The 13,246-nt window shown below is 64.0% G+C and carries 10 protein-coding genes and 1 pseudogene; 5 read left to right on the top strand and 6 right to left on the bottom strand.

The genetic code is table 11. The annotated features are described in order from the left end of the window. Positions 1 to 102 precede the first annotated feature (102 nt). Positions 103 to 2,058, top strand: a complete 1,956-nt coding sequence (locus tag EJ072_RS24175; protein ID WP_126083737.1) for a transcriptional regulator — start codon at positions 103 to 105, stop codon at positions 2,056 to 2,058. Between the two features lie 114 nt (positions 2,059 to 2,172). On the opposite strand, the gene EJ072_RS24170 is transcribed toward EJ072_RS24175, so the two are convergent. The 5 genes from EJ072_RS24170 to EJ072_RS24150 form a co-directional block, all read right to left on the bottom strand. Further along, positions 2,173 to 3,210: an MBL fold metallo-hydrolase gene (locus EJ072_RS24170; RefSeq protein ID WP_126081623.1), complete on the bottom strand. Its 1,038-nt coding sequence runs from the start codon at positions 3,208 to 3,210 to the stop codon at positions 2,173 to 2,175. A gap of 179 nt (positions 3,211 to 3,389) precedes the next feature. Continuing rightward, positions 3,390 to 5,423: an autotransporter outer membrane beta-barrel domain-containing protein gene (locus EJ072_RS24165; protein WP_126081622.1), complete on the bottom strand. Its 2,034-nt coding sequence runs from the start codon at positions 5,421 to 5,423 to the stop codon at positions 3,390 to 3,392. 110 nt (positions 5,424 to 5,533) lie between these two features. Continuing rightward, positions 5,534 to 6,715, bottom strand: a complete 1,182-nt coding sequence (gene choV / locus EJ072_RS24160; protein WP_126081621.1) for a choline ABC transporter ATP-binding protein — start codon at positions 6,713 to 6,715, stop codon at positions 5,534 to 5,536. Continuing rightward, positions 6,712 to 7,566 carry a choline ABC transporter permease subunit gene (gene choW / locus EJ072_RS24155; protein ID WP_126081620.1) on the bottom strand — a complete coding sequence of 285 codons (855 nt, stop codon included), beginning with the start codon at positions 7,564 to 7,566 and terminating at the stop codon, positions 6,712 to 6,714. The genes choV and choW overlap by 4 nt, the downstream gene beginning before the upstream one ends. Before the next feature lie 123 nt (positions 7,567 to 7,689). Further along, positions 7,690 to 8,625 (bottom strand): choline ABC transporter substrate-binding protein, encoded by a 936-nt coding sequence (locus tag EJ072_RS24150; protein ID WP_042640272.1) that lies wholly within the window; start codon positions 8,623 to 8,625, stop codon positions 7,690 to 7,692. A gap of 248 nt (positions 8,626 to 8,873) precedes the next feature. On the opposite strand from EJ072_RS24150, the gene EJ072_RS24145 reads away from it, so the two are divergent. Next, positions 8,874 to 9,485 carry a thymidine kinase gene (locus tag EJ072_RS24145; protein WP_126081619.1) on the top strand — a complete coding sequence of 204 codons (612 nt, stop codon included), beginning with the start codon at positions 8,874 to 8,876 and terminating at the stop codon, positions 9,483 to 9,485. 3 nt (positions 9,486 to 9,488) lie between these two features. Here the strand turns inward: EJ072_RS24145 and EJ072_RS24140 are convergent, their stop codons facing one another. After that, positions 9,489 to 10,388 (bottom strand): DMT family transporter, encoded by a 900-nt coding sequence (locus tag EJ072_RS24140; RefSeq protein ID WP_245466969.1) that lies wholly within the window; start codon positions 10,386 to 10,388, stop codon positions 9,489 to 9,491. A gap of 96 nt (positions 10,389 to 10,484) precedes the next feature. Here EJ072_RS24140 and EJ072_RS24135 point away from each other — a divergent pair. The 3 genes and pseudogenes from EJ072_RS24135 to EJ072_RS24125 form a co-directional block, all read left to right on the top strand. Continuing rightward, positions 10,485 to 11,264 (top strand): annotated as a pseudogene (locus tag EJ072_RS24135) (LysR substrate-binding domain-containing protein); the annotation flags it as partial. A 164-nt stretch (positions 11,265 to 11,428) separates the two neighbouring features. Continuing rightward, positions 11,429 to 11,818 carry a cytochrome c family protein gene (locus EJ072_RS24130; RefSeq protein WP_126081618.1) on the top strand — a complete coding sequence of 130 codons (390 nt, stop codon included), beginning with the start codon at positions 11,429 to 11,431 and terminating at the stop codon, positions 11,816 to 11,818. 286 nt (positions 11,819 to 12,104) lie between these two features. Next, entirely contained in the window at positions 12,105 to 13,193 is a 1,089-nt protein-coding gene (locus tag EJ072_RS24125) for a hypothetical protein (RefSeq protein ID WP_042640276.1), read from the top strand. Positions 13,194 to 13,246: the final 53 nt, after the last annotated feature.

Below are 13,246 nucleotides of genomic sequence, written 5' to 3'. Positions count from 1 at the left end.
AGCGTGGGAGCGAGCGTGGAAACGGACGTGGAATCCGTTTGGTCGGCCCAGAAAAGCAAGGCAGCCCGCCTGTCGATCCGACTGCTCGGCCCGCTCGCGATCATGCGCGACGATGTTCCCGTCGCGCTGCCTTCGTCACGCAAGCTGCGCGCGCTGCTTGCCTATCTGGCGCTGGCGCCGCGCCCCGTCAGCCGCAGCCGTCTTTGCGAGCTTCTCTGGGACGTGCCCAACGATCCGCGCGGCGAGCTGCGCTGGTGCCTGAGCAAACTGCGCGCAGCGCTCGACGAACCCGGCCTGCGCCGGATTGAGACGGAAGGCGACACCGCGGCGCTTCGCCTCGGCGATATGAGCGTCGATGCCGTCGTGGCCGCTGCCGCGGTGGCGGAAGGGATCGAGACGCTTAGCCTCGACCGTCTGCGGGCGCTTGCGCAACTGTTCGCGGGCGACTTCCTCGACGGGCTGGAAGTCGATCGCAGCCCGCATTTCGGCAGCTGGCTGACGGCGCAGCGCCGCCGTTTCAGCGCATCCCATGTCGCGGTTCTGGAGCACATCATCGACCTTCTTCCGCGGGGAGCCGACGAGGCCGGCGCCTATATCGACAAATGGCTGGAGCTTGCGCCCTTCGACGGCCGCGCGCATGTGGCGCTGCTGGAGAACCTGGCACGGCGCGGGCAGTTCGGCGCCGGCGAAGAGCACCTAGTGACGGCGGCGGAGCTGTTCCACTCGGAAGAGCTGGATTTCACGCCGTTGCGCGAGGCCTGGCAGGAGATAAGAGCCCGCAACGCCGGCGCAACGCCATGCGCCCGATCCGGGCCGCCCTTCCCGGCCCCGGACCTGCCGGCTGGAGCGATCGAATCCGAGCCCGCGGCGACGCGCCGGGCTTCGCTCGCGGTTATGCCGTTTGCGGAGAGCGCCGGCGCTGGCGGCTTCCGTGGCGGTCTTGCCGACGGCCTCACGCATGACATCATCACGCGGCTTGCCAAGCTTCGCGATTTCTTCGTCATCGCCCGCGGCTCGGTCTTCGCGCTCGCCGAAAAGAACATTGCGCCGGAAGACGCCGGACGTCGGCTGAATGTCGACTATGTCGCGACGGGCTCGGTGCGAGCTCTGCCGGGCCGATTCATCGTGTCGGTCGAGCTTGTCGAGGTCCGCACGGCAAGGATCGTCTGGGCCGAGACCTTCGAGCACAAGCCCGACGACATCTTCATCGTCATCGAGGATATCGGCAACAGCATCGTCTCTTCCATTGCCGCCGAGATCGCGACGGTGGAGCGCAACCGCGCGTTGCTGAAGGCGCCCAATTCGCTCAATGCCTGGGAAGCCTACCATCGCGGCCTCTGGCACATGTATCGCTTCACCCGACAGGAAAACGAGCTCGCGCAGCATTTCTTCGGCGAAGCGTTGAAGCTGGACCCCACTTTCGCGCGCGCCTATGCCGGCATGTCCTTCACCCATTGGCAGAACGCTTTCCAGCGCTGGGGCGACCGCGATCGCGAGACCGCGCTTGCCTTCGAAAGCGCCGGCCAGAGCCTGCTGGTCGACGACCGCAACCCCGCCGCCCACTGGGCGATGGGCCGCGCGCTATGGCTGCGCGGCGAGCAGGACGGCGCGCTGCTGGAACTGGCGAGTGCCGTCGACCTCAGCCCCAATTTCGCGCTCGGCCATTACGCGCTGTCTTTCGTTCATTCTCAGTCGGGCGACCCGCAATCGGCGATCGGCTCGTCCGACCATTCGCGTCACCTCAGCCCCTTCGATCCGCTGCTGTTCGGCATGATGGGCGCGCGCGCCATGGCCCATGCAAGGCTGGGCGAATTCGAAGCGGCGGCCGAATGGGCGCTGAAGGCGGCCGCGAGGCCAAACGCCCATGTCATCATCCTGGCGATCGCCGCCCATTGCCTGGCGCTGGCCGGCCGGCATGACGAGGCGCGGACCTTCGCCGCCACGATCCGCAGCACCTTGCCGAACTATCGTGCCGACGATTTCATCGCCACCTTCCGCTTCGACCGGGATGGGGAGGCTCTGTTCCGCAACGGCGCCAAGCTGATCGGACTGAATTGAATCCAGTCGGTTGCTAGAGCAATTCCAGGAAAAGTGTGAGCGGTTTTCCGTCCGGAATTGCGTAAAAACAAAGGGATAGAGCGGATCGCCGTTTCCGTGAAACGGTGAAACGCTCTAGTGGGATAGCGGCCCGCTTGCCTTCCGCCAGGCGTCGATGCCGCCTTGGATGTGGCGAGCGTTGGAAATCCCGACATCCTGCGCCGCTTGCACCGCCATCGCAGAACGCTCGCCGAAGGCGCAGTAGAACAGCAGCTGCTTGGCTGTTGATTTGGCCAGCTCATGCAGCATGCCGCCGGCCATGATGTTCTCCTGGAGCCGCGCATAGGGCAGATGGATCGCGCCAGGGATGACGCCGTGGCGCTCGCGTTCGGACTGCTCGCGCAGGTCGATCAGCGCCACGTCGGGCCGCCCGACAAGCGCCAACGCCTGCTCGGCGCTCACCGCCCAGCCGCGGGCGGCGATGTCGTCCTGATGCAGCCCGACCCGCATGTTGGCGGGCACGGCCACATCCATCATCTTCGGGTTGGCCAGGTTCAGATTGTTCATGATGTTCACATATTCGTCGACCGACTTCACCTGCAGGCGCGGGTTGAAGGCCTTCTCCTCGCCGATCGTCGACACGGTCTCGCCCTTATAGTCATGCGCCGGGAAGATCAGCGTTTCGTCGGGCAGCTTGAGTAGGCGACCGAAGATCGATTCATACTGCTGGCGCGGATCGCCGTTCTGGAAGTCGGTGCGGCCGGTGCCGCGGATGAGCAGCGTGTCGCCGGTGAAGACCCGGTCGGGCAGGACGAAGCTGTAGGAATCGTCGGTGTGGCCGGGTGTGTAGATGACGTCGAGCGCCAGCCCCTCAATGCCGAGCTTATCGCCGTCGGCAAGCCGCATCGACACCACGTCGGCCTTGGTCTGCTCGCCCATGACGGTCACGCAATGCGTCCTGTCGCGCAACGCGCCGAGGCCGGTGATATGGTCGGCGTGAAGATGGGTATCCACCGCCTTTACCAGCCTCAAATCCAGTTCGTTGACCAATTGCAGGTAACGCTCGACCTTCTCCAGCACCGGATCGATGATCAGCGCCTCGCCGCCCTTGCGACTGGCGAGCAGATAGGAATATGTGCCCGAGACGGAATCAAAGAGCTGGCGGAAAATCATCGTCGCGTACCCCGCTGCATTTTCACCGCCGGGCATCGCCCTCGCGGCCGTAGCAATATTCTACTGCATAGGCTTCTGAAATCAGAATGGATTTCGAAAAATATATAATTCGGTAGACGGCCTTCCCATGGCGATGGAATGCCACCTTCAAACGCGGCGCCGGCCGGCGGTCAGCTGTCTCAAAAAGCCTTGCTGAGACGAGCTACCCCCCAGACAGTGAAGGCATTGTCGCTGCCGTAACCCACCTCTAAGCCGGCATTGAGCGTCATGCCGGCGCTCACCTCCGCCGCGACGTCCGCGCCGGCAAAGCCGCGCAACACGAATTTTCTGCCGCCCGCGGGAAAAGAGATGTCCTGGCCGAGCAGCGTTGCCGAAACGTCGTCGCTGTTTTGCGCGATCGCGTCGACCCCCGCGCGAAGCGTGGTTTGCCAGGCCTGGCTTGGCGTGCTGACGGGAGCGAGCGCCAGCCCGAGCTGGCCGCGGGCCTCGAAGACGTTGACGTCACGCCGCGAGACCGCAAGATCGCCGTCCGAGCCGGTCTCCGTGTAGTCGTCGAAGAAGAGCCCAGCGTAGCGCAGCCGCACGCTGGGTATCAGCGTTCCGGCCGTCACCGGCAGCCGCATGCCGAGCGTGACCGAGGGGCTCAGGAAAACGCCGTTGAAATCGGCCCGCGCCGTTTCGATGCCGCCGAGCACCAGATTGTTCGCGACATGGCGGCGGCTGCGCTCCTGTAGCACGCCGGCGACGAACGCCGCCTCGGCGAAATGCGCACCTGCGTCATAGCCGAGATAGCCGCCCGCAAACGCGCCGCGATGGACGATCTCCTGCGCGTCGTCGTCGACCTCGGTAGACCCGGCGGCGCCGCCGAGGAACAAGCCGCCGAGGAAGCCGTCGCCCGAGCGCCTTTCAGCGCCGGCGACCACACCGCCCAGCGCCTCGCTGAACCCGGCCGATGCGCCGGAACCACCCTGGGAGCGTATCCCGCCGAAAGTGGAGATCCAGGCGTCCGGACCTTTCCGTAGCGCAGGCAAGCCGTCGTCTGGGGCAGCCATACGGGCCTCGGCGACACCGGCTATGCCGTCGACAAGGTCCTCGATCAGCGGCCCGCTGCTCGCAAACCCGGTGATGTCGACCACCGCCACGCTGTCGCCGCTGGTCACGAACGGCCTGCCGCCGGTGAGGATGGTTTGCGGCGGGCCGCTTCCTGAAAAACTCATGACGGCGTTAAGCCCAGGGCCGAAACTGACGGTGTTGCCGCCACCGGAAAAGACGATCGGCCCCTGGATGGCCGTCCCGCCCAACAGGTTCAGCGTGGCGCCAGACGCGCCGAAATAGATCGCCACGCTCTGGTCACTGAAGACGTGACCGGAATTGGTGATGACGGAACTGCCGCCCTGGGCCGCAATGCCGACACCGCCCAGACCCTCTACGATCACCGAACCGGAATTGGTGATCGTGGCGTTGCCGAACAGCGCACTGATACCCGTCGAAGCCGTCCCGAAGACATCGACCGTGCCGCTGTTGGTGATGGTGATGTCATTGCCGCTCGCGCCGATGCCGACCGAAGCCAGGCCCGACACAACGATCGACCCGGAATTATCGAGTCGCAGCCCGTTGCTCTGCCACAGAATCCCTCCGGCCGCGGTCCCATAGGCCTCGATGGATCCGCTGTTGTCCACCGTCAGGTCCGGCCCGTCGCCGATTATGCCCGCGGCAGCCGTGCCGGAAACGCCAATAAAGCCATGGTTATCCACATGCCCGGCCGGAGCATCGCTGATGATCCCGTATGTGGCGACGCCAAGCGCTTCGATCGTGCCGTTGTTCACGATCTGCGTATCGCCGCCTTCCGACAAAATGCCGATCGAGCCATCGCCGATCGCCAGGATGGCACCGTTGTTGAGGATGGTCGCGTCGGGCCCTTGCGAATGCACATTGGCGGCGCCGCCGCCCAATCTTGCGATCAGCCCGTAATTGGTCAGCCGTTGACCCGAATTGAACATCTGCACGGCATCGACGCCGGCGCCGAATGTTTCGATCGCTCCGTTTGCCTGCACGAGGCCGGTATCACCGGCATTGCTCATCGTCTGCTGGCCGGCAATGACGCCATTGCCGATGACAAAATCTTGGGCGAGCGCCGCGCCGCTTCCAAGCGAGACTCCGGCGACAATCGACAGCGCTATCGCGCCTGGAACCCCTGTGCGCGACGTCGGCATCACCCCTCTGGCGCATGGCCACGCAACAGGTGGATTCTGCGCCCGAAGGAAGCGAAAGACAAGCCGCAGGCAAAACGCCCAGCCAGGGCGCTATACGCCTGCGAAGAAGCCTATCGCCGCAGTACCGCGCTCAGCACGTCGCGGATGCCGATCGCGCCGACGAAGCGCGAGCCTTCGTCGAACAGCGCCACCGGCGCCGTCTGCGAGCGGTGCATGGCGAGCATCACCGTTTTCAGCGGCGTGCCGGGATTGGCCCAGAACACCTGGGCGCCCTCTTCCGGCTGGCGCTCGACATCGGCGCAGGAGACCCACACCGCCGGCTTGCCGTCGCGCTCGGCCGCGGCCACCAGGCCATGCTCGTCGATCTTGAAGCGCGTCGTCTTGCGCCTGTCGAGCCACACCCAGCCATCCTCGCCCTGCTCCAGGTCGCGGCGGTCGCGCATCACGTTCCACGCCGTCAGCACCGACAACGGGTTCACATTGGCGATGAAGTCGCGGACATAGTCGTTGGCGGGCCTGAGCACGATGTCTTCCGGCGCGCCGGTCTGGACGATGCGGCCGCCTTCCATGATCGTGATGTGGCTGCCGATCTTCAGCGCCTCCTCGAGGTCATGGCTGACGAAGATGATGGTCTTCTTCAGTTCCGCCTGAAGCTGCAGCAATTCGTCCTGCAGCTTGGTGCGGATCAGCGGGTCGAGCGCCGAGAACGGCTCGTCCATCAGAAGGATCGGCGCCTCGGTGGCGAAGGCCCGCGCCAGGCCGACGCGCTGCTGCATGCCGCCCGAAAGTTCATGGGCGTATTTCTTCGACCACTGGTCGAGATGGACGAGCTGCAGCTGCTTCTGCACGCGCGCCTTGCGTTCGGCTTCCGGCACGCCGGCGAGCTCGAGGCCGAAGCCGACATTTTCCTCGACGGTGCGCCAGGGCAGCAGGCCGAACTGCTGGAACACCATGGCCACCTGCTTCTGCCGCAGCCGCCTCAAGGTCGCCTCGTCGCAGGTGACGACATCGACGATGCGGTCGCCGTCCTTGACCAGCACCTGGCCGCGCGACACCACGTTCAACCGGTTAACGGCCCTCAGCAGCGTAGACTTGCCGGAGCCGGACAGGCCCATCAGCACCGAGATCTCGCCTTCGTGCACGGTGAGGCTGGCGCCGGCGCAGCCCAGCACATTGCCGGTCTTTTCCAGGATCTCGGCGCGCGTGGCGCCCTGGTCGATCAGCGCCAGCGAACCTGCCTGGTCGGCCCCGAAGACGATGTCCACATTCTTGAAATCAACCGCGACGGTCATTTCTTGCCTCCAACGCCGATGCGGGTCATGCGGTCGAGCACGATCGCGAGCACAACGATCGCGAGGCCCGCCTCAAGCCCGAGATCGATGCGGCGCGAGCCGAGCGCGCGGTTGATTTCCGTGCCGAGGCCGCCGGCGCCGATCAGGGCGGCGAACACCACCATCGACAGCGACAGCATGATCGATTGCGTCAGACCCGCCATGATGGTCGGCAGCGCCGATGGCAGCTCCACCTTCCACAGGAGCTGGCGCTTGGTGGCGCCGAAGGCCTCGCCCGCCTCGATGATCGCCTTGGGCACCGAGACCACGCCGAGATGGGTGAGCCTGACTGCCGTCGGGATGACGAAGATGATGGTGACGATGAGACCGGGCGCGTTGCCGAGGCCGAACAGCGTGAGCACCGGGATCAGGTAGACGAAGGTCGGCAGCGTCTGCATCAGGTCGAGCACCGGCAGCATGACGCGGTAGACCTTCGGCTTGTGCGCGGCCCAGATGCCGAGCGGCACGCCGATCGCCATCGCCATGGCGGCGGCGGCAACGACCAGCACCAGCGTTTGCACCGTCTGTTTCCACAGGTTCTGGTTGATGATGAAGATCAGGCCGAGGAAGACGCCGATAGCGAGCGGCCGCGAACGCTGCAGAAGCCAGGCGACGATCGCGATGACCAGCGCCAGAAGCACCGGCGGCACCATCAGCAGGATGCTCACCGCCCCGTCGAGGATGAAATTCAGCCCGTTTGAAAAAGCCCGGAAGATGGTGTCGAAATTGTCGGTCAGGAAGCCGAAGAACGCCTTGCCCCACGGCCCGATGGGGATTCTGTAGTCGGTCAGGAATTTCGAAATCGGATCCATCTTTCCCCTCTCGGCTTCGCCGCGCTTGCCGCGCGGTCACCCTCTCACGTCTCCAGGCATATGAAAAAGGGCAGCCTCTTCAAGGGCTGCCCTTTTCCGGAAATCATGCCGGTCCCAAGCGGCTCAGCTCCCGAGCGCGGTCTTGACGGCGGCAGCCGCGTCGCCGCCATCAAAGGTGGTGACGCCGGCAATCCACGGCGCAATGGCGTCGGGATGCTTCTTCAGCCAGTCTTTCGCCACCGTCTGGGCATCGCCGCCCTTCAGGATCGCGTCCATCATCTCGCCTTCCATGTCGAGATTGAACTTAAGGTTGGCGATGAACTTGGCGGCGTTCGGGCATTCGGTGGTGTAGCCCTTGCGCACGTTGGTGTAGACGGTGGCGGCGCCGAAGCCGCTGTCGCCCATGCCGTCGAGATAGGTGATCTTCATGGCGCCCATCACCGGGTGCGGCGTCCAGCCGAGGAAGGCGATCCACTCATTGTTCTTCATCGACTGCTCGGCCTGCGTCAGCATGCCGGCTTCCGACGACTCGACCAGCTCAAAGCCCTCGAGATTGTCCTTCGGGTTCTTGATCATATCGAGGATGATGCGGTTGCCGTCGTTGCCGGCCTCGATGCCGTAGATCTTGCCGTTGAATTTGTCCTTGAACTTGCCGAGATCGGTCAGCGTCTTGACGCCGGCATCCGCGACATAGGTCGGCACGACGATGCCATAGCCGGCGCCGGTCAGGTTGGTGCTGATCGTCTCGACCGAGCCGTCGGCGGTATAGTCCTTGATGTCGTTGGTCATCGACGGCATCCAGTTGCCGAGGAAGACGTCGAGGTCCTTGTTCTTCAGCGACGCATAGGTCACCGGCACCGAAAGCTGGATCGTCTGCGGCTCGTAGCCGAGCGCGGTGAGCAGCACCGAGGCCAGCCCCGTCGTGGCCTGGATGTCGGTCCAGCCGACATCGGAAAGGCGAACGGCCTTGCAGCTCGCCGGATCGCCGGCATAAGCGGCGGTCGTGGTCAGAAGCGCCGCAAGGCCGATGCCCGCGGCGATAGATTTCATACGCGACATGAACTTTCTCCCATTGCAATTACCAGGCGGTGCGAAGTCACGGTTCTTGCGCCCGCCTTGTTTCGTCAGCCAAACACCATTTTGAAGCCGTTTCAAGCGCTTCAACCTCACGACGAACGGCGCGCGCTGGCCTTTACGCGACATGACAGGCTTTTGAACGACATCGGATTTTAGACGGCAGGGAGTTTTTGGTGGACGGAGCCTCCGCCCCCCTCCCCCGGTGCCGACATGTGAGCTTAGAAGGACGCATGGCCAAGCTTTACTTCCACTACGCGACGATGAACGCCGGCAAGACGACGATGCTCTTGCAGGCGTCCTACAACTATCGCGAACGCGGCATGTCGACGATGCTGTTCGTCGCCGGACATTATCGCAAGGGCGACAGCGGCTTGATCTCGTCGCGCATCGGCCTCGAATCCGAGGCCGAGATGTTCCGCGACGGCGACGATCTCTTCGCCAGGGTCGCCGAGCATCACGAACATACGACCGTGCATTGCGTATTCGTCGACGAGGCTCAGTTCCTCGAGGAGGAGCAGGTCTGGCAGCTCGCGCGCATCGCCGATAGGCTGAACATCCCGGTCATGTGCTACGGCCTGCGCACCGATTTCCAGGGCAAGCTGTTCTCCGGCTCGCGCGCTTTGCTCGCCATCGCCGACGACCTGCGCGAGGTGCGCACCATCTGCCGCTGCGGCCGCAAGGCCACGATGGTGGTCAGGCTCGGCTCCGACGGCAAGGTGGCGAAGCAGGGCCAGCAGGTCGCCATCGGCAAGGACGTCTATGTCTCGCTCTGCCGCCGCCATTGGGAAGAGGAAATGGGCAGGTCTGCTCCCGACGATTTCATTGGTTTTGTCAGCCCCTGAGGTTTAGGCGGCCGAGACACGCCGCATCGGAAACCGCCAGCCAAGCCGCACGCCGAGCGTTGCCAGGGCAATCAGCGCCATGCCGGCAGCCTGCGCCGGTCCGAGCGGGTGGCCGTACATGGCCCAGTCGATGATGATGGCCACGACCGGATAGATGAAAGTGAGGATGCCGATGACCGGCGTCGTCAGGCGCGGAAAGGCGGAGTTCATCAGCACATAGGCGATGCCGGTATGCAGGACTCCGATCCCGGCCAGCCAGCCCCACGACGCAGGCGGGATGGGATGGCCGATGTCAGCGAACGGGGCGAGCAACACGACCCCGACCAGCGTCTGGCAAAGCACGGTGATCTCCGCGCGCTGTTGTCCGAGGCCCTTGGCAAGGATCGTCGCCACCGCATAAAGCAGGGCAGCGCCCAGCGTCAGCGCGATGCCCAACGCCCATTTGGCGTCGGCATGGCCGTGTGTGACGACCAGACCGCTGGCCAGCACCACGCCGAGGAACGCGCCAAGCATCCATAGGATCTGGTCGGGCGAGACGCGTTCCTTGAGGAAGACAACGCCGATCAGCACCACGAAGAATGGCTGTACATGGTAGACGATTGTCGTCGTCGCGATCGATGTCATGCTGAAGCCGGCGAAGAAGGCCGTCCAGCTCAGCACCATGCAAACGCCGCCGAGCGCGGCGAGCGCAAGCCGGGATGGGGACAGCGTCCGGTCCGGCAGGTAGCCGCGCAACAGGCACCACGCGGCTAGGAACAGCGCGCCGAACACGCATCGCCAGAAGACGACGGTGACGGGATGTTGTCCCGACTCCGTGACGAAGGCGCCAACCGTGCCGGCAATCACCATCGCCAGAGCGAGGCTCGCGGCGGGGAAGCGGGCGATCGATATGTCCCTCATCATCGGCTCTCCAACGGATCGAAGCTCATGTGGCCAGCCGAAACGATTTCAATCAAGCGAATAGATTTGTAAGTACCTATTCGATATGCTGATAGCGCCATGGCCGCTCCACTCGACCTCAACCTGCTGAAGACCTTCGTTGCCGTCGTCGAAAGCGGCAGCCTGTCCAATGCGGCGCCGCGAGTCGGCCGCAGCCAGTCGGCGGTCAGCATGCAGATGCAAAGGCTGGAGGACATGGTGGGCAACCAGCTTCTGGTGCGGGGCCCTAGAACGGTCACCCCCAATGCTGCCGGCGAGGATTTCCTCATCTATGCGCGCCGGCTGCTGAAACTGTCCGACGAGGCATGGGCGAGCGTCACCCGGCCGAAGGAAACAGGCAGCGTGCGCCTCGGCGTGCCGGACGACTACGCCGCCTTCCTGCTGCCGCCCGTGCTGTCACGCTTTGCCGAGGATCACCCGCTGGTCACCGTCGAACTCGTCTGCGAGCAGTCGACCGCGCTGGTGAAGACCTTAGCGGAGGGAAGGCTCGACCTGGCGATCGTCACCCGCCTCCCGGATCAGCCGCTCGAGGTGATCAGGCTGGAGCGCTTTGTCTGGGTCGCCTCCCCCAATCACGTCGCCTGGCAGACCGATCCGCTGCCTGTCGCCTTGTTCGAACCTGGCTGCGCGGCAAGGATGAATGTGCTGCAGGCACTGGGCGGTGCCGACCGATCCTATCGCTGCACCTATTCCAGCGCCTCCCTGCTCGGACTGGTCGCGGTCGTCCAAGCCGGGCTGGCGGTCGCCGGCCTTGCCCAACGAAGCGTGCCGCCGTCGCTGCGCATCATCGGCGCCAATGAGGGGCTGCCGGCGTTGCCGGACCTCGAGATCGGCATACTGCGCAACCCGCTGTCGACGACGCCGGCAGTCGATCGTCTGCATGATTTCTGCGCCGCGACCTGGCGCAGCAGGCCTGAGCCGCGGAGACTGCCCGCAGCCCGGGTGTGGCCTTTATCAAGGCTTCGCCCTATAAGGCCGACAGCCAGAACTCTCCGGGGTCAGCCATGCTTCGAGCCATTTCGCCCGCCACGCTTTTCCTGCTTGCCAGCGGCCTTGCCGCGCATGCCGGTGGCGATGCAGCGCTGGGCAAGAAGGTCTTCAACCGCTGCATGGCCTGCCATGAGGCGGCAAGCGACCGCGACAAGGTCGGCCCGCATCTGCTGGGCGTCGTCGGCCGCAAGGCCGGCTCGGCGGAGAGCTTTGCCGGCCATTATTCGCAAGCCATGAAGGATGCCGGCGCCGCCGGCCTGGTCTGGGACGAAGCCAACCTCGCCGAATATCTCAAGGCGCCCAGGCAGAAGGTTCCCGGCAACAGAATGGCCTTTGCCGGCCTGACCAGCGACGACGACATCGCCAACGTGATCGCCTATCTCAAGGCCGACCCAAAACCCTGATCGGAATTGGAAAGAAACTGGTCTTACCGCCGGCGCACGAGATTTGCCGGCGCTGTGTCATCGCCTTGGCCGTCCGTAAAAACAATAGCTTAAGGCATAAAAGCTGAAGCTGTTAGACGGCGTCGCTCATTACTGGCCGCCATGCACATGCTTGCCTTGTCTTTCAAGGACCTGACCAGTTCTTTTGTTTTGACGTCTCGCCTTGTCTTCCTTCTTTCAATCCCTTGAAGCCCCACATATATTCGCCGCCACGACATGGAAACGGATGCCGAAGCGGGAGGCCCCAATGGCGACATTGCAGAATTTCGATGCCGAAATTGCCAAGACCAAGCAGGTCGTGCAGGACATGCGCACCAAGATCGAGCAGTCCGGGACGGTGCTCGACACGCTTGCCCAGGCCGACAAGAAGATCGGCGACGCCAATTTCGACATCGAGAACGCCCGCATCGAGGACGTGCTCAAGCAGCAGAAGGTCATGGAAGGCAATATCGCCGACCTGATCATCGGGCTCGAGGACGCCACCAACGTTTTCGGCGCCGAGTTCGAGAGCATGAAGAGCTACACCGGCTGGGAAAACTTCGTCGGTGTCTTCTCCGAGCAGCGCAAGCAGCGCATGCGCACCGACCGCGTCCGCAACATGTCGCTGGCCGGCAATCTGCAGGAGCTTTTGGCGAAGTCGGATACCATCGTCGGCATCCTGAAGGCGCAGAAACAGATCCTCGACCAGCGCTACAAGACTTCCGAGACCAGCCTGTCCCAGGTGATCGAGCGCCGCAAAACGACCATGTCCAACCTCGAGGCCGTGCAGAAGCGCATCGAGGAATTGAACCCCCTGCTGCTCGACATCGAGAACAAGATCGCCGCCTCGACGACCCAGAAGGAGCGGACCGAGCTCGAGGGCGAGCGCTCCAAAATGGCGACCGAGTACAACGAAAAGCAGGCCAAGGAGCAGGAGCTGCTCGCCGAAAGCCAGACGCTGGAGCGCTATACCTCGATGTTCCAGACCTTCGTCGATTCGCTCAACAACCAGATCGCCGCGCAGTCGACGCTGATCAACAAGCTGACCATCGACACCGAACAGCGCATCGTGCTGTACAAGGCGCTGGAGGATTCGCTGAAGACCGCCGCCCAGCAGGACGTCGCCCACAAGATCAACACGCTGGGCAGCCAGGTCGACAACACGGCCGAGGAGACGATGGCCGGCATCGGCGCCGCCTCGCAGAAGCATATCGGCGACCTGCTCGAGATGCATGAGAAGAACATGGTGGCTTCAGCCGACATCCAGCGCCGCAAGAAGCTCGCCGACGACGCCTTCGCCCGCCGCTTCGACGATGTGATGAAAAAGCACAATTCCGCCAACTACGTGCAGTCCTAAGCAGGTTCCGCAAAAGTGTCCCACGGTTTTGCGGTCAGAACCTGCGAAAAACA

The organism is Mesorhizobium sp. M2A.F.Ca.ET.046.03.2.1 (assembly GCF_003952425.1).
GTDB lineage: Bacteria > Pseudomonadota > Alphaproteobacteria > Rhizobiales > Rhizobiaceae > Mesorhizobium.
Note: the sequence above shows the minus strand (reverse complement) of the source record. Positions and strands in the feature narration are given on the sequence as shown.